Source organism: Hymenobacter glacieicola (assembly GCF_014640315.1).
In the GTDB taxonomy this organism is placed as follows: Bacteria; Bacteroidota; Bacteroidia; order Cytophagales; family Hymenobacteraceae; genus Hymenobacter; species Hymenobacter glacieicola.
In genome coordinates this window covers 180,754-195,972 of sequence record NZ_BMGS01000005.1, presented here as the reverse complement: position 1 = coordinate 195,972, position 15,219 = coordinate 180,754, and the positions used below count along the sequence as shown (strand labels likewise).

The 15,219-nt window shown below is 60.0% G+C and carries 13 protein-coding genes; 9 read left to right on the top strand and 4 right to left on the bottom strand.

The features are described from left to right. Window positions 1-529 precede the first annotated feature (529 nt). The 4 genes from IEW18_RS10835 (at window position 530) to IEW18_RS10820 (ending at window position 4,449) form a co-directional block, all read left to right on the top strand. Entirely contained in the window at window positions 530-961 is a 432-nt protein-coding gene (locus tag IEW18_RS10835) for a BlaI/MecI/CopY family transcriptional regulator (RefSeq protein ID WP_188557867.1), read from the top strand. Then, window positions 918-2,312 carry an energy transducer TonB gene (locus IEW18_RS10830; protein WP_188557866.1) on the top strand — a complete coding sequence of 465 codons (1,395 nt, stop codon included), beginning with the start codon at window positions 918-920 and terminating at the stop codon, window positions 2,310-2,312. The genes IEW18_RS10835 and IEW18_RS10830 overlap by 44 nt, the downstream gene beginning before the upstream one ends. Before the next feature lie 202 nt (window positions 2,313-2,514). Further along, complete coding sequence (locus IEW18_RS10825; protein ID WP_188557865.1) at window positions 2,515-3,552, top strand: hypothetical protein; 1,038 nt, start codon at window positions 2,515-2,517, stop codon at window positions 3,550-3,552. A 195-nt stretch (window positions 3,553-3,747) separates the two neighbouring features. Beyond that, complete coding sequence (locus tag IEW18_RS10820; RefSeq protein ID WP_188557864.1) at window positions 3,748-4,449, top strand: hypothetical protein; 702 nt, start codon at window positions 3,748-3,750, stop codon at window positions 4,447-4,449. Between the two features lie 112 nt (window positions 4,450-4,561). Here IEW18_RS10820 and IEW18_RS10815 read toward each other — a convergent pair whose 3' ends face one another. After that, window positions 4,562-6,133 carry a DHA2 family efflux MFS transporter permease subunit gene (locus tag IEW18_RS10815; protein WP_188557863.1) on the bottom strand — a complete coding sequence of 524 codons (1,572 nt, stop codon included), beginning with the start codon at window positions 6,131-6,133 and terminating at the stop codon, window positions 4,562-4,564. Window positions 6,134-6,229: 96 nt separating this feature from the next. Here IEW18_RS10815 and IEW18_RS10810 point away from each other — a divergent pair, with 96 nt between their 5' ends. Continuing rightward, window positions 6,230-6,628, top strand: a complete 399-nt coding sequence (locus tag IEW18_RS10810) for a four helix bundle protein (RefSeq protein ID WP_188557862.1) — start codon at window positions 6,230-6,232, stop codon at window positions 6,626-6,628. A 56-nt stretch (window positions 6,629-6,684) separates the two neighbouring features. Here the strand turns inward: IEW18_RS10810 and IEW18_RS10805 are convergent, their stop codons facing one another. The 3 genes from IEW18_RS10805 to IEW18_RS10795 form a co-directional block, all read right to left on the bottom strand. Next, window positions 6,685-7,791, bottom strand: coding sequence for an HlyD family secretion protein (locus IEW18_RS10805; RefSeq protein ID WP_188557861.1), 1,107 nt, complete (start codon window positions 7,789-7,791; stop codon window positions 6,685-6,687). A 74-nt stretch (window positions 7,792-7,865) separates the two neighbouring features. Then, window positions 7,866-8,291, bottom strand: coding sequence for a universal stress protein (locus IEW18_RS10800; protein WP_188557860.1), 426 nt, complete (start codon window positions 8,289-8,291; stop codon window positions 7,866-7,868). Window positions 8,292-8,397: 106 nt separating this feature from the next. Next, window positions 8,398-9,738: a TolC family protein gene (locus IEW18_RS10795; RefSeq protein ID WP_188557859.1), complete on the bottom strand. Its 1,341-nt coding sequence runs from the start codon at window positions 9,736-9,738 to the stop codon at window positions 8,398-8,400. Between the two features lie 239 nt (window positions 9,739-9,977). On the opposite strand from IEW18_RS10795, the gene IEW18_RS10790 reads away from it, so the two are divergent. From IEW18_RS10790 to IEW18_RS10780, 4 genes are all read left to right on the top strand, one after another. Then, window positions 9,978-12,071 carry a sigma 54-interacting transcriptional regulator gene (locus IEW18_RS10790; RefSeq protein WP_188557858.1) on the top strand — a complete coding sequence of 698 codons (2,094 nt, stop codon included), beginning with the start codon at window positions 9,978-9,980 and terminating at the stop codon, window positions 12,069-12,071. A 107-nt stretch (window positions 12,072-12,178) separates the two neighbouring features. Continuing rightward, the gene (locus tag IEW18_RS21865) at window positions 12,179-12,301 is read left to right on the top strand and encodes a hypothetical protein (RefSeq protein WP_262891891.1); all 123 of its coding nucleotides are present in this window, start codon (window positions 12,179-12,181) and stop codon (window positions 12,299-12,301) included. Window positions 12,302-12,407: 106 nt separating this feature from the next. After that, the gene (locus IEW18_RS10785; protein WP_188557857.1) at window positions 12,408-13,736 is read left to right on the top strand and encodes an McrB family protein; all 1,329 of its coding nucleotides are present in this window, start codon (window positions 12,408-12,410) and stop codon (window positions 13,734-13,736) included. A 335-nt stretch (window positions 13,737-14,071) separates the two neighbouring features. Continuing rightward, on the top strand, window positions 14,072-15,103 hold the full coding sequence (locus tag IEW18_RS10780) for a 5-methylcytosine restriction system specificity protein McrC (RefSeq protein ID WP_188557856.1): 1,032 nt from the start codon (window positions 14,072-14,074) through the stop codon (window positions 15,101-15,103). The last annotated feature ends 116 nt before the right edge of the window (window positions 15,104-15,219 follow it).

Genomic DNA, 15,219 nt, shown 5'->3' with positions numbered 1-15,219 from the left:
GATCTGGGGGCTTAACACCGCTGCTAGTCAGGCTTGTTCCGGCTTCAGTACAATCGGCTACTATTTGTGCCACCAACCAGAACCGTAGCAAGCGCCCTACCAAGCCGGGCGAATACTACATATAACGAATGAGTACCCGGCAGTAACAACTATCCGGTTAAGCCGGGGCCCAAGTTGCTTGCCCGCATCAGAAAGGCAAGCAGCGTCAGAAACCTCGACAAGCAACACGTGTCATTCCATGTGCAGGGAGAAATCTGGGTTACTAACCAAGGGCTGGCCCAGATTCCGCGCGCCGTTCGGGATGACACCTGCTGCTTTTCGGACCCAGTACAACCTAGTAGCTCAACTCTTAGCCGCTGCGCTACGGCTACCCAACCACGCGGTGGTTGCCAAGCAACAGCACTCCGTTGAAGCCAGGCGCCGCTTATAAAACTATATACTCCGCCTACCCCAAAACTTATTTATCTAAATAATTAGTTGTAAAACTAAATATATAGTTATACATTAGAATCATACTAGCCCATCTTCCATGTCTGACTCTTCTTTTCCGGAGCTCACCCGCGCCGAGGAACAAGTGATGCAGGTGCTTTGGCTCCGCGGCCCTTCTTTCGTGAAGGACGTGGTGCCCGAGCTGCCCGCCCCTACCCCGGCTTACACTACCGTTTCCACCATCATCCGCATTCTGGAGCAAAAGGGCTTTGTGGGCCACGAGGCCTTTGGGCGCACCCACCGCTACTACCCCCTAATTGCCCAGGATGAGTACCGCCGCTTTTCCCTGCGCAAGCTGCTGGGCGGCTACTTCGGCGGGTCGTTCAGCCGATTGGTTTCCTTTTTTGCCAAAGAAGAAAACCTCGATACCCAGCAGCTCGATGAGCTGCTTCGTCATGCCCAGTCATCTTCTGCTACCCCGCCCCCCGATGCTGACGCTCCTACTCCCGACGACTCCAACCGCCCTGCTTAACTGGCTGCTGCAAAGCACCGTGCTTCTAGGCCTGGGGTGGGCCTTTTACTACCTCACGCTACGCCAGGAACGGTGCTTTCGGTACAACGGCTTGTTTTTGCTGCTGACGCCCTGGCTGGTGCTGGCGCTGCCCGGGCTGCTGGAGGTTGTGGCCCCAGCCCTGGCCGGGCTGCTCCCGCGCTGGGGCGGTGCGGCGGGCAATTCTCTGCTGGCGGGGGGCCTGCTGCCAACGGTGCGCATCACGGCCACGGGCATTCGGCCGGGGTTATCGGACGCGTATTTCCTGGCCTGGCTGCCCTTGCTGTACCTGCTGGTGGCCCTGGCGCTGTTAGCCCGGCTCGGCCTGCGGGTAGTGCAACTGTGGCTGGCTACCCGCCGCTGGCCCCGGGAAAAGCGCCCAGGCTATACCTTAATATTGACGGGTGGGCAGCGGCCGGTTAGCTCCTTCGGGCGCTGGATATTCTGGGATGAAACGGCTTTGCTCACGCCCGCGGAGGCCGGGGCCGTGCTGGCCCACGAGCTGGCCCACGTGCAGCAGCGCCACACCCGGCAGCGGCTGCTGCTGGAAGTGGCCCGGGCCCTGCTCTGGGCCTGCCCTTTCGTGCATTTGTACCCGCGGGCCCTGGAAACCACCCACGAATTTCTGGCCGACTCGGCCGCGCTAACTCCTGCCGCCGCCGCAGTAGCCCCTACGGCCGCCGCCGAGTTATACGCGGCGCTGCTGGCGCGCCTGGCCCTGCGCCAGCTCCACCCCGATTTACCGCTTACCCATTCTTTTACCCAATCCCTCACCCTTACCCGTATCCGTATGCTTACTTCCCATTCCCCTATTCGGCGCTGGAAGCAGTGGCTGGCCTTGCCCCTGGGGGCGGTGCTGCTGCTGACCGTTGCCTGTGAAAAAGCAGCTGAGCCAGCCAGTACGTCGGCCGCCCAGGATGCCCTGCTGGTGCCGCCTCCCCCGCCGCCTGCCTTGGCCCCCGATGCTCCCGCGCCGCCGCCCCCGCCGGCTGTGTATTTCTATGTTGACCACATGCCGGAGTACCCCGGCGGCCAAGTGCAGCTACTCACCGATTTAGGTAAGCGTATTAAGTATCCGGCCTCGGCCGTAGCGGCCAAGGTGGAAGGCAAAGTCTTTGTTCACATGATTATTCCGCCTTCCGGCAAGCCAGAGGGCGTAGCAGTAGTAAAAGGTCCGAATCTGGCGGCCGGTCAGCAGGCTATTGGCCGGGCTATGGAGCAAGCCGCCCTCGATGCCGTTGCGGCCTTGCCCGGCACCTGGACCCCTGGCATCCAGGACGGCAAGCCGGTAGCGGTGGAGTATACCGTGCCAATTACTTTTTCCCTGCGGTAATCAAGCCGCCTTGTTTAGCAAGATTAGCTTAGCCCAACGGCCATCCTGAGCGTTCAGGGTGGCCGTTGGCGTAACTGCCCGAGCCATTAAAACCTTAGGAAAACAAGGGCCACGGGTAATCTACCTGAACCCTGCATTCCACTTTTCAGTCGGAAACCCGCTACCTTAGAGCCTCCTTTCGCCTTCAATCCGTTTTCCTTCAGTGTCTTATTTCCGGACCTTCACCCGCCTGACGGCCCCCGCGCTGGCTTCCCTGGGCCTCGCCTTTACCCTCACCACCTTGTCTGGCTGCGGCTCCCGCTCCGGCACCGACGCGGAAAACCCCTCAGCCGCCGCTGACTCGGCCAAGCCCGTGGTGGTAGATACCGTAGCGCTGAAACGGGCCGCCATGCAGCGCGACTCGCTCAAGGCCGACTCCATTGCCAAGAAAAACGGCCAGCTGCCCGGCGCCATTCTGCCCGGTCACCGCATTGTGGCTTTCTATGGTAATATCCGCTCGAAGGGCATGGGTATTCTGGGCCGGGAGCCCAAGGAGCAGATGTTCCGCAAGTTTGCGGGCGTGCTGAAGGAATGGCAAGAGGCTGACCCCTCGATTCCGGTGCAGGCCGCCCTGCACAACGTGACCATCACGGCTCAGGGCACGCCCGGCAAGGATGGCAAGTGGCGCCTGATGAACTCCAAGGCCACCATTGAGGAAGTACTCAGCTGGGCCAAGGAGCACAACTGCATCCTGTTCCTGGACGTGCAGCCGGGCCACAGCACCCTGGAAGCCGAGCTGCCCAAGCTGGAGCAGTACCTGAAAGACCCTATCGTGCACCTGGGCATCGACCCGGAGTTTTCGCTTTCCACCATGCCCGGCGTGCGGCCCAACCAGAAAATTGGGACCCTCGACGCCAAGGATGTAAACTTTACGGTAAACTTCCTGGCCCGCATCGTGAGCGAAAACAAGCTGCCGCCCAAAGTCCTGACGGTGCACCGCTTCACCCGGAAGATGATTACCAACTACAAAAACATCAAACTGGACCCGCGCGTGCAGATTGTGATGCACATGGACGGCCACGGCGAGCCGACCCTGAAAAAGGACTCCTACCACGACTACATCCAGACGGAGCCGGTTCAGTACACGGGTTTCAAGCTGTTCTACGAGTACGATGCCCGGCCCAAGCCCCACCACATCATGACTCCCAAAGAGGTGTTGAGCGAGCTAACGCCCAAGCCCCTCTACATTCAGTATCAGTAGTTTAATAAGCAGTCAGCGCTTACTTGCCCACCAGCCCCAGGCCATGCTCGGTACAGCAGCGCCTGGGGCTGTTTGCTTGGTGCAGTGCGCGGGTGGCAACCCATCTACCTAAAGCTCTAGCCCGCGTCTGGTAGGGGGCTTTTTCATTTCTACTGTCTTCGGTATTGGTTTCACTCCTACCCTTTCCCGTTTCTTATGAACCTGTCTGCACCTACCCGCTGGAGTAGCCTTTTTGTTATGGCTTGTTTGCTGGCGGGTGGAGCGGCGGCTCAGTCGCCTGACAAGGCAGCGGGGGCCAAAAAGAACCTCATCAAGCTAGCCCCTCTGGGCTGGATACACGGTCAATTGCCCTTTTCCGTCGAGTCGCGGGTTGGGTATGAGCGGGTAGTCAGCGGCCGTAGCAGCATCATGGGCAGTTACTCTTACCTGAGTACCAACTACCCTTTCAACTTTATCGGCAGTGCGGCTCTGAGCGCCACCATTACCTCCGCCCTGCTCGCCAACGGGCACGGCCACGTGGCCTGGACCGACGTGGAAACGCGCACCCGAGGCCACCGATTCCAGCTCCAGTACAAGCGTTACCTCACCAAACGTAAGTCGGCGCCCGAGGGCTTTTACCTCTCGCCCCATTACTCGTACACAACGGCTACCTACCGCTCCGAGGTAAAAGATCTGGACATCCGCTTCAGCATTAACACCACCAATCACAACTACAACCTGTTGTTCGGCTTCCAGGAAATCCTGGGCCGGCACTTCGTGGTTGATGTGTTTACGGGGCTCGGCTACCGCAACAAAACGGAAAAAACCTACGACAAACACGGCGCTTACACCGGTACCCAGAACAAAGAGATTCCGCTGAAAGTATCCTCTGGCCTCAATATTGGCTGGGCTTTTTAGCAAAGTTTCAGGAACTTCCTTACCACGCAAACGGCCCTGGCAGGAGCTACCTGCCAGGGCCGTTTGCGTGGTGAAGCATGCGGTGGTTAAACACATTTCTCCGGTTTTGCCGCTAGTGGGCGGCGTTCAGGTCTACCTTTTCGCCGGGCTTGGGGCGTTGCACTAGTAGCATCAGGGGGAGGCAGAGCAGGAAAAAGGCGCCAATCATCAGGAAGGTTTGGGCATAGGTGATAATGGAGGTTTGCTTCATGATCATGCCGCCCAGGGCCGCGTAGGCCTGCTGCTGGGCATCGAGGAAGCTGGCGCCTTTGCTCATGAAGCTGGCCGTGAGGCCCTGCAGGCGCTGCTGGGTTTCGGGGTCGTAGAGGGAAACATTGGCGGAAATACCCTCCCGGTTCTGGGCAATGGAGCGCTCCAGGTAGGTTCCGACCAGCGCCACCCCGAACGAGCCACCCAACTGGCGAATCATGCCGGTAAGGCCGGCGGCCTGCCCGGCGTCCTTGCCACTAATGCCCGACAACGACATGGTGGTAATGGGCAGAAACAACAGGGCCAGCCCGAATCCGCGCAGAATAAGGGGCCAGAAGAAGTCACTCTCGCCGGCCGTGGGCGAAATCTGGGTGCTCATCCAGTAGGAGAAGATAAAGAAGATGGTAAAACCCACGGGCAGAATGTATTTCTGCGGCACGCCGCCCTGAATCATCTTGCCCACCACCGGCATCATAAAGCCCGAAAGCAGGGCGCCGGGTAGCAGTAGGTAGCCCGTTTGCTCCGCCGTGAAGCCCAGAATGCGCTGGCAGAAAATCGGGAATACGAACACCGATGCAAACAGCCCAAAGCCCAGAATAAACGACAGAAACGCGCCAATGGCCAGGTTGCGGCTGCGCGTGAGCACGCGCAAATCCACAATGGGTTGCTCGGCCGTCAGCTCACGCCAGATAAATCCTACCATTCCTACCACGGCCATCAGGGTGAAGAAGTTGATGTACAGGCTCTCAAACCAGTCTTCAGTTTCGCCCTGCTCCAGCACCAGTTGCAAGGAGCCTACCCCCAGAATCAGCAGGAAGATACCCGCCCAGTCGATTTCGCGCAGGGGCCGCGGTATAGCATTGCGGATGCGCTCCGGGTCGCGGATAAACAGCACGGTGAAAATGGAGGCCAGAATGCCCACTGGCACATTCACGTAGAAAATCCAGGGCCAGTCGTAGTTATCCACAATGTAGCCGCCCAGCGTGGGGCCGATGGTGGGGCCGATAATTACGCCCATCCCGAACAGGGCCTGGCCCAGGGCCAGCTGCTTGGGCGGGAAGGTGTCGATGAGGATGGCCTGGGAAGTAGCCATCAGGGCGCCCCCGCCAATGCCTTGGATAAAGCGAAAGGCCACCAGCTCCCAGATGTTGGTGCTCTGCCCGCAGAGCATGGAGGCCACCGTGAACAGAATCACGGAGAACAGGTAGTAGTTTTTGCGGCCGAACTGCTCGGCCAGGAAGCCCGTCATGGGAATGACAATCACGTTGGCAATGCCGTAGGAGGCCACTACCCAGCTGACTTCCTGCTGCGTGGCCGAGAGGTTGCCCATCATCTGGGTCAGGGCCACGTTTACGATGCTGGTATCAATGAGCTCCAGCAAGCAGCACATCACCACCGTAATGACGATGATCCACTTGGTAAATCCGGTTTCCATTAGGTAGGGTAAGAGGGTATGGGGGTAGGAGGGCGTGAGGGGATTAGCGGCGTTTAAGCTTTTTTAGCTCCACATAAACGCAATGACTATCGAGTTATGCCGAATACACAATCCAATTTTGACTTCGCGGAGGAGTTTAGACAGCGCATCAAAGCATTTGCGCTACGGGTAATGAAACTGACTGACAGGTTACCGGTAACTCCTTCCTGTCGGGCCGCTGGCGCACAACTAGTACGCGCCGGTATGTCAGTAGCGGCAAATTACCGGGCCGCCTGCCGAGCCCGCTCCCAACGAGAATTTGCCGCCAAGCTGCACATTGCCCTAGAAGAAGCTGATGAGTCCGTTTTGTGGCTTGAATTGCTAAATGAGGCTGGCACCTTGCCCGTAGGCAAACTCGATGAGTTACTCAGCGAGGCCAATGCTATTATGGCCATTCTTGGCAAAGCCGAAAAAACGGCGCGGGAAAGGATTAGAAGAGAAAAAGATGCCCCTTAATATAAAGAAGCTATTCCCTCCTAAACTCCTACCCCCACACCCTCCTACCCTAAAACTTATTTCACCGCAACTGTTGCGGTGACGCTCATGCCGGCGCGCAGGGGGTGTTCGGGGTCCACTTTGTCGAGCACGATTTTGACGGGCACGCGCTGGGTTACTTTCACGAAGTTGCCGCTGGCGTTATCGGGGGGCAGCAGGGCGAAGCGGGCACCGGTAGCAGCCGAGAGCGACTCGATTTTGCCCGAGAATTCCTCGTTCGGGTAGGCATCCACCTCCACGTTCACGGGCTGACCCACGCGCATGTTTTCCAGCTGGGTTTCCTTGAAGTTGGCAATTACCCAGGTGTTGCCGCTGGCTACCAGGCCCATGAGCTGCTGGTTAGGGCTCACCAACTGGCCAGGTTGCACGTTCTTCTTGCTTACGATGCCGTTGGCGGGCGCCGTGATGGTAGTATAGCTCAGCTGCAGACGCGCGTTATCCAAGTCGGCTTGGCGCTGCTTTACCACGGCTTCCGCTACGGCTACCTGCTGCCGCGCCGCTTCTACCTGCTGCTGAGCCACGCGCACCTGCTGCTGGGCCGTAGCCCGCTGCGCCGTCGTTGATTTCAGGTTGGCCTGCACGGCGTCGTACTCACTTTGCGGGATGATGTCTTCCTTGCGTAGGAACTCACTGCGCTTCAGATCCTTCTGTAAGCGGGCTCGGTTGGCTTCACTGACCCCAATGGTCGTTTGGGCGGTGCTAACGTTGGCGGTAGCCGTGCCTACGGCGGCGCGGGCGGCTACCACGTTGGCTTGGGCGGCGGCCAGGGCAGCTTCGGCAGCATTCACGCGCTGCTGATAGTCGGCCGGGTCCACGGTTACCAGCACGTCGCCTTTCTTAACGGGCTGGTTGTCTTCTACTTTCACTTCCAGCACCGGACCCGATACCCGGGGCAGAATGGGGTACACGTCGCCTTCTACCTGGGCGTCGTCGGTTTCTTCGTGGGTTTGGCCGAACTGATAACGCTGCCAGCCGAAGTAGCCGCCCACCAGCAGTACCAGGGCCAGAATGATAAAGATAATTGGGCGCTTGGAGCGGCCCTCGGGCTGCTCGTCCACTACCGGCGCGTGAGCCGCGGATGGGGTAGGCGCTACGGTCGAATCGTGTTGAACGGGAGTTGCCATATGGGTACTTGGTTGTTCGTTGTCAGATGGTGGAAAACAGGTCCTGTGTTCAGCGAACAAGGACCTTGGGGGAACTAGGCTGATTGACGGTAGGCCGAGGGGCAGCCGGGCTTTACCAGCAGGGTCACGCAGGCAGCCGTTCGCACGACGGTTTCGGCGGTGCTCCCCATCAGAAAGCGGGTAAGGCCCGTTTGGCCGTGCGCTCCAATCACAATAATGTCAGTGGGGTAGCGGCGTGCTTCCTCTACGATTTCGCGGGCAGCATCGCCGTGCCGAATAACGGTAGCCACCTGAGCGCCAGCGGCCTGAGCCGTTTCGCGGCACGCGGCCAGCTGCCGGGCCAGCGTTACATCATGCGCTAAGCCAACGGCAGGTGTAGGCTGCGGTTCCAGCACGTGCAGGAGCCGCAGCGCAGCCCCCGTACCCGCCGCCAGCGCCGCCGAGTACTTCACCACCGCAGCAGTAGCAGCAGAAAAATCAATCGGACACAGGATGGTCATATCAGTGAAGTGGTGAAATAGTGAAATGGTGAGTTTGATGTGCTAATGGCGCGAGCAGGAGAAGCTGAACGGCAACTCACTATTTCACCATCTCACCATTTCACCATTACCAGATCTGCTCGCCGGTGGCGCGGCGCAGCTGGTACTGGCCGAGGGTGTAGTTGTAAATGGCCTGCAGGCGTGAGAGGCGGGACTGCGCCAGTTGGGTTTCCGCGTCCAGCACGTCCAGGTTGCTGCCTACTCCGTAGCGGTAGCGGGCTTTGGCGCGGGTCAGGGCGTCGGTAGCCTGGCTGATCTGGACTTGCGAGTTATCGTAGCGGGCGGTGCTGGTTTGCAAGTTGTTCACGGCCTGCAACACGTCGGCGCGCACTTGCTCCTGAGTGTCCTGGGTGCGGGCCTGAGCCCCTTTAATAGCCGATTGCGCGGCCGCCCGCTGGTAGCGGTTCCGGTCGCCGTCGTAAATCGGAATGGAAAGCTGGGCGCCGGCTACCGTGTTGAAGCGCACGCGCTCCAGGTTAGGCACGATGTAGCCGTTCTTGCCCCCGGCCTGGGCCAGCACCGTCAGGCTGGGCTTGTTGCTGGTTTCGGCCACCCGCAGCTGGGCCGAGGCGGTTTGCTCGGCGTCCTTGGCCAGCTTTACCTCGGGCCGGTTCTCCGAGCCTTTGGCCAGGGCTTCCTCCACGTTCACCGGTTGCGGGTTGTACTCGAAGCGGCCGCGCACCGGCGTTACCGCCGACTCGGGGCGGTGCAGCAGGCGGGCCAGCTGAATTTCCTGGTTGCGCAGCTGGTTTTGCAAGTCAATCCGGCGGTCCAGAGCTTGGGCGATGCGCACTTGCGTGGTGGTCACGTCGAAGTTGGTGCTCACCCCGCCTTCTACCCGCTTTTCCATTTCGCGCTGGTGCTGGCGCAGGGAGGCAAGTTGGGCGTCCTGCACCCGGATGGCTTCGCGGGCGAATAGGATGCTGTAGTAGCTCTGGGCGGCGGCGAAGGCCAGGTCGCGGCGGGTAACGTTTATCTGGTCGGCGGCCGTAAGCGTGCGGCTGCGGGCGGCTTCAATGGCCGCATTAGCGCGCCCAAAGTCCAACACAGTATAGCGGGCCGTTACGTGCCCATCGTAGTTGTTGTTCGGAGCCAGCTGAAAACCAGGCTCATCGGGATTTAGCTGCAGCTTCACCTGCGGATCAACGCGGGTGTAGCTTACGGTGCCATCTACTACGGGTCGCAGGTAGGTGCGGCTTTCGTCGAGGCGGCTTTGGGCCTGGTTTACTTCTTCTTGCAGGGCATTGATGGCCGGGTTGGCATCCAGCACGGAGCGGACGGTAGTTTCCAGCGACAGGGAGTCGCCGGGGGTTGCTGCGGATAGCGGCACCTGAGCGTGCGCCGCACTTCCCACCAGCAACCCGAGGGTAGCTAAAAATGGGGCAGCGTCTTGTGGTCGGAAAAGCATATCTAAAACAGCTTATGGATATGCGCCTTTTACCTAACTACGTGCCAACCCGTTAAAATTATTTTAATCTGCCTCTAAAACTTCTATTCCAGCCTTCAGAGGGCTAAAATAATTTCTATACCCTCCCACTTTACCTTTTCCAATGGAGCTCGTTTTTCCCTATATATCAGGATATCCTATATTGTTTTCCTGAAATTTGAGGAATATCGTTTAGTATAAGCTCTATATCCAGCTCTGCCATGCCTGACCAAGATGACTCTTTGCTCCTCTACTTAAATGACGCCATTGCCACCACGCGCAACAAGGAGGACTTATTCAGGAGCGTGACCGAGAAGCTGCGGCTGATTTTCCCCTTTGATGCCATTACCATTCTGACCCTGGATGCGGAACACCAGTACCGCCGGGTTTTTCTGCGCGACTATTTGGGGGAGGTGTTGCTACCTGACGTGGATGCGCACAAACTAGCTCGCACTCCCATAGAAGGCACCCCGATTGAGTTTTTTTTGCGCCAACCCCGTCTACACCAGTACAACTTACAGGAATTCATGGCGGAGCACGGTGATTTTTTGCCCTTCCGCAACCTGTTGGAGCGGGGCATGCGCTACATTACGGTAGTGCCGCTGCGCACCAGCGGGCAGCTGATTGGGCTGCTGTCGTTAGTGGCCCGGCGGCGGCCCGAGCTGTCGGAGCTGGATGCGGACCTGCTCGAAAAAATCGGCAGTCTGGTGGCGGTAGCGGTGACCAACACGCTGGCCTTCGAGGATATTGCCCGTCGGGAGCAGGAAAAAACCATGCAGCTGGCCCTGAACAATGCCCTGCTGAGCATCAAGGAGCGCGAGGAGCTTTTTCGGACCATTGCCACCGAAATCAACCGGGTAGTGCCCCACGACTACTTCGGCGTGCGGGTGCGGGAGCCCCGCTCCCCGGTGCGCGCTTTTGCCGAGTTCAACAAGCAGCCCGATGGCAGCTTCCTGGCCCTGGACGAAAACCGCTACGACGATTTGCCTAAATCGGAGGCCAGCAAGCAGGCAGTGGTCGAGCTATTTTCGCGGCCCGGCGTGTACGTAGGCGCCGATTTTGAGGACCTGGCCCAGCGCTACGACATGCTCCGCTACATCCGGGAGCAGCGCGGCACCCGGTCTATTCTATGCGCTCCCCTGGATGTGGGCGACGAGCAAATGGCGGCTCTTATTCTGGCCAGCCACCAGCCCCTGGCCTTCACGGAGGAAACCCTGGAGCTGATTCAGACTTTGGTACCCCAGATTCGGCTGGCCGTGCAGAACGTGTTTGCCTTCGAGCAGATTGAGGCCTTGCGCACCCAGCTGGAGCGGGAGCGAACCTACCTCATCGACGAAATCAACACCACGGCCGCCGCCCGTCTCGACGATTTTGTGGGCGGCAGCGCCGTGATGCAGCAAGTATATACGCGCCTGGCCCAGGTTGCCCCCACCGATACGACCGTGCTCATCACCGGCGAAACCGGGACCGGCAAAGAACTGGTCGCGCGGGCCCTGCACAACCTGTCGCCGCGCAAGGAGCGGGCCCTCATCAAAATCAACTGCGCTGCCTTGCCGGCCCAGCTAATTGAAAGTGAGCTGTTTGGCCACGAAAAAGGCGCTTTCACTGGGGCGCACGACCGGCGCATCGGTAAGTTTGAGCTGGCGGACAAAGGCACGATTTTCCTGGATGAAGTCGGCGAGCTACCCCTCGATTTGCAGGCCAAGCTGCTGCGGGTGCTGCAGGAAAAGGAGTTTGAGCGCATTGGTGGGCGGCGCGTTATACCGACCGATGTGCGGGTTATTGCAGCCACGAACCGGGTACTGGAAGACGAGGTAGCCGCCGGCCGTTTCCGCGCCGACCTGTACTACCGGCTGAACGTGTTTCCCATCCGGCTGCCGGCCCTGCGCGAGCGGCCCGATGATATTGAGCCCCTGATGCGTCACTTTTTGGAGCGCTTCACCAAACGCATGGGCAAGCCCGTACGCGGCCTGCGCGAGCGGGACCTGAAAGCCCTGCGCCAGTACGGCTGGCCCGGTAACGTACGCGAGCTGGAGCACGTGCTGGAACAGGCCGTTATCGTCAGTCAGGGGCCATTTCTGGAGTTTGCCGGCTTTTCAGCGGCGGCGCAGGCGGCCCCAGCGGCCCCGGAGACGGGTGGCCCCCTCAAAACCCTCAAAGACCAGGAGCGCGACCATATCCTGGCGGCCCTGCACCGCACGGGCGGGCGGGTCAGCGGCCCCAACGGCGCAGCCCTTTTGCTCGATATCAACCCCAAAACCCTGGAAGCCCGCATGAAAAAGCTCGGCATTCAGCGGACGATTACGGCGGGGTAAGCCCAGTAATTAGCAGGTAAGCTGGAGAATAAAAACCGGGTTTTTTGCTCCTCCGTTGCGCGGGTGCCGTAAAAGAGCTAGCATCTCACCTCTTACTACCCCTTCTTATGGCCCAGCCCACCACCACGCCCCAGCACACGGACCCGGAAACCAAGCGCGACGAAAAGAAAAACCAGGAAACGGTGAAGGATAAGCCCGACGGCAAGAAAAAGACCACCCAGAAAAAGTAATGCCTTGAGCCCGGCCGCTACCAGCAGTCGGGCTTTTTTGCGCCCGACCGGTGCCAAAGGGAGCTAGTTGCAGCAAAAACGTGTTTTGCCCGTACTTTAGAACCGGATGCCCACGCCTACTCCCTCCCTGCCTTCCCTCACCCGCGACCAGGTACTGCGCGCCCTGCGACAAATGGACCTCGACGGCCCGCGCATGCCCCTGAGCACCGTTTACGACCTAGTGTACCAGGGCCGCCGCTACGCGCCGCGGGCCGTGGCCCAGCTGGCGTTTCGGTTGGCTACGGAGCAGCCCGAGGCCGCTTGGCCCCTACCGGCCGGGGCGCCTACCAACCGGGTGCTGGAGCAGCTCGACTTTACCATTGCCACCAAGCGTCCTACCCTCGAAAACTCCTCACTTGATGGCGACGTAGCGGCCCAGGAGCAGATGCAGGAGCTTTACACGGGCCAGCCATCGGACTCCGCGCCGGCCAAGCTGCGCAAGTTGCCGCCCACGCCCGCCGCCCCGCAGGCGGCCCCATCGGTAGCGCAGGAGCCGGCCCCGACCTATTCTCTACCGCCCGCTCAGCCTTACGACCGGGCAGCGGCGCTGGCTGAGCTGTTCATTTCGGCGGAAAAGCTGGATGCTGCCCTGGCCGCGCTGCGGCGGCGCCACAACCTGATTCTGCAGGGGCCGCCCGGTACGGGCAAAACGTTTCTGGCCCGGCGGCTGGCCTGGCTGGAGCTGGGCGCTACCGATGCGGCCCGCGTGGAGCTGGTGCAGTTTCACCCCAGCTACAGCTACGAGGATTTCGTGCAGGGTTTTCGCCCTGATGCTCAGGGTAAGTTTCAATTGCAGAACGGCATTTTGGTGGACTTCTGCCAGCGGGCAGCTCAGGACCCGGAACGACCTTATTTTCTGCTGATTGACGAGTTAAACCGGGGCAACTTGGCCCGCATTTTTGGGGAGCTGCTGCTCTTGCTGGAAGCCGATAAACGCGGCCCCGCCTACGCCGTACGCTTACCCTACGCCCCGGCTGGCAGCCCGCCGTTTTTCGTGCCGGCTAACGTGCACTTTATCGGCACCATGAACCTGGCCGACCGCAGCCTGGCCCCGCTGGACTACGCCCTGCGGCGGCGCTTTGCTTTCGTGAGCCTGGAGCCGGAGTTTGGCGCGCCCTTGCGGGAGCTGCTGGCAGCCCAGGGCGTACCTGCCCCCGTCAGCAACCAGCTCATCACTCGCCTGACTGCTCTGAACCAGGTGATTACCGACGACCCGGACCTGGGGCCGGATTTCTGCATTGGGCACAGCTACTTCTGCCAGCCCCCCGCCGAGCCGGCCGCCGCTTCAGCGTGGCTGCAACTAATTCTGGAACAGGAAATTGCCCCTCTTTTGGATGACTACTGGCTTGATCAGCCGGCCAAAGCCGCCCAGCAGAAGAAAAAGCTGCTGGCTTGAACCATGCCAAGCGGATGTCACCATTTGTCCTTCCAAGCGTTCTGCGTATCAAGCTAGTGGCGAGGAATTTGGGTTCACCATTCAACCGCTTAGCCCAGATTCCTCGCGCTGCTCGGAATGACAATCTAAGGTCTAAGAAGCTGTTTGAGTTAGCTGAAAATCACTCCGAAACGGTCCTGCTGAGTGCCGCCGAAGCATCTTTACCTCTGGCTAACCTAATGGTGAGGGCGAAGCGGTAGAGATGCTTCGACTGCGGCTACGCCTCTGCTCAGCACGACCGTTTCACTAACTCAAATAGCTTCTTAGCGTTTCCCTCCTCCTCTACTTTTCCTCGGATGATTCCCATCCAGAACCTGTACTACCTGCTTTGCTATGCCTGGAACCGACTGCCGGAGCAGCAGGAGTTGCTGGCAATCAACACGAGCACGTTTCACCGGCCCTTGGAGTTGCTGACTCACGTTTTGCTTACCGCTGCCCGTCGCCAGTTGCAGCGGGGGTTGCCGGTAGCCTACACCGAGCGCACCGAGGAACTAGCGGAGTTGCGCGGCCGGGTGCAGCTGGCCCCTACCCTGAGTCGAAACTTGCTGCCGCGCGGCCGGGCCATATGCACGGTGGATGAGCTAAACCAGAACACGGCCCTAGCCCGGCTGGTACTCGGCACCTTGCAGCAGCTCAGCCGCACGCGCAGTCTGCCGGCCTCGTTGCGCCAGCAAGTACGAACAACCATGCGCCGCTTTCCGGGCGGGGTGCTGCCCGAGCAACCCACAGCCGCCAGCTTGCGGAGCGTGTGCCGGCTGCGGCCCACCGGGCTAGCAGGCTTTCTGCTGAACGTGTGTGAGTTAATCCAGCAGAGCGCCCTGCCGGCCCCGGATACTGAAGGGCCAACCCGCTTCCGCGACTTCCGGCGCGATGAGCGGCTGATGGCCCTGCTGTTCGAGCAGTTTGTGCGCAATTTTTACCGTTTGGAGCAGCGCCGGTTTCGGGTGCTTTCCGAAACCATTCAGTGGCAGGCTGAAGCAGAAACAACCGAGGCCCTGCACCTGCTGCCGGCCATGGTCACGGACACGACCCTGGAAAACGAGCAGCGCAAGATTATCCTCGACACTAAGTACTACGCCGCGGCTCTTAAGCCCCGCTACGACCAGCAGAAGCTGATTTCGCCCCACCTCTACCAGCTGTACGCCTACCTGCAGAACCAGCCCGCGCGGCCGGAGCAGCACCTGGAAGGCGTCCTGCTCTACCCCGCCGCGGCCCAGACCCTGGATGTGCGCTACTCGCTGGGGGGCCACCCCGTCCGCATCGTTACGCTGGACTTGGCCCAGCCCTGGCAGCAGATTGCCCGCGACCTGCTGGCTTTACTTGATTAAGGATTTGGCAACGAATTCCGAGGTTCTTTGCCTATTATGCAGCCCCGCTACGGCAATTGCGTCGTTTGGTTGCAATTGGCCGGCTATCTGCCGTAACTTCCTCTGAATTTCCTTCC

What these genes read in the sequence shown, in the direction of transcription:
- IEW18_RS10800 (WP_188557860.1), bottom strand. Translation starts at nt 8,291, where the DNA reads ATGACCATCCTGTGTCCGATTGATTTTTCTGCTGCTACTGCTGCGGTG.
- IEW18_RS10785 (WP_188557857.1), top strand. Translation starts at nt 12,408, where the DNA reads ATGCCCACGCCTACTCCCTCCCTGCCTTCCCTCACCCGCGACCAGGTA.
- IEW18_RS10820 (WP_188557864.1), top strand. Translation starts at nt 3,748, where the DNA reads ATGAACCTGTCTGCACCTACCCGCTGGAGTAGCCTTTTTGTTATGGCT.
- IEW18_RS21865 (WP_262891891.1), top strand. Translation starts at nt 12,179, where the DNA reads ATGGCCCAGCCCACCACCACGCCCCAGCACACGGACCCGGAAACCAAG.
- IEW18_RS10830 (WP_188557866.1), top strand. Translation starts at nt 918, where the DNA reads ATGCTGACGCTCCTACTCCCGACGACTCCAACCGCCCTGCTTAACTGG.
- IEW18_RS10835 (WP_188557867.1), top strand. Translation starts at nt 530, where the DNA reads ATGTCTGACTCTTCTTTTCCGGAGCTCACCCGCGCCGAGGAACAAGTG.
- IEW18_RS10815 (WP_188557863.1), bottom strand. Translation starts at nt 6,133, where the DNA reads ATGGAAACCGGATTTACCAAGTGGATCATCGTCATTACGGTGGTGATG.
- IEW18_RS10810 (WP_188557862.1), top strand. Translation starts at nt 6,230, where the DNA reads ATGCCGAATACACAATCCAATTTTGACTTCGCGGAGGAGTTTAGACAG.
- IEW18_RS10790 (WP_188557858.1), top strand. Translation starts at nt 9,978, where the DNA reads ATGCCTGACCAAGATGACTCTTTGCTCCTCTACTTAAATGACGCCATT.
- IEW18_RS10795 (WP_188557859.1), bottom strand. Translation starts at nt 9,738, where the DNA reads ATGCTTTTCCGACCACAAGACGCTGCCCCATTTTTAGCTACCCTCGGG.
- IEW18_RS10805 (WP_188557861.1), bottom strand. Translation starts at nt 7,791, where the DNA reads ATGGCAACTCCCGTTCAACACGATTCGACCGTAGCGCCTACCCCATCC.
- IEW18_RS10780 (WP_188557856.1), top strand. Translation starts at nt 14,072, where the DNA reads ATGATTCCCATCCAGAACCTGTACTACCTGCTTTGCTATGCCTGGAAC.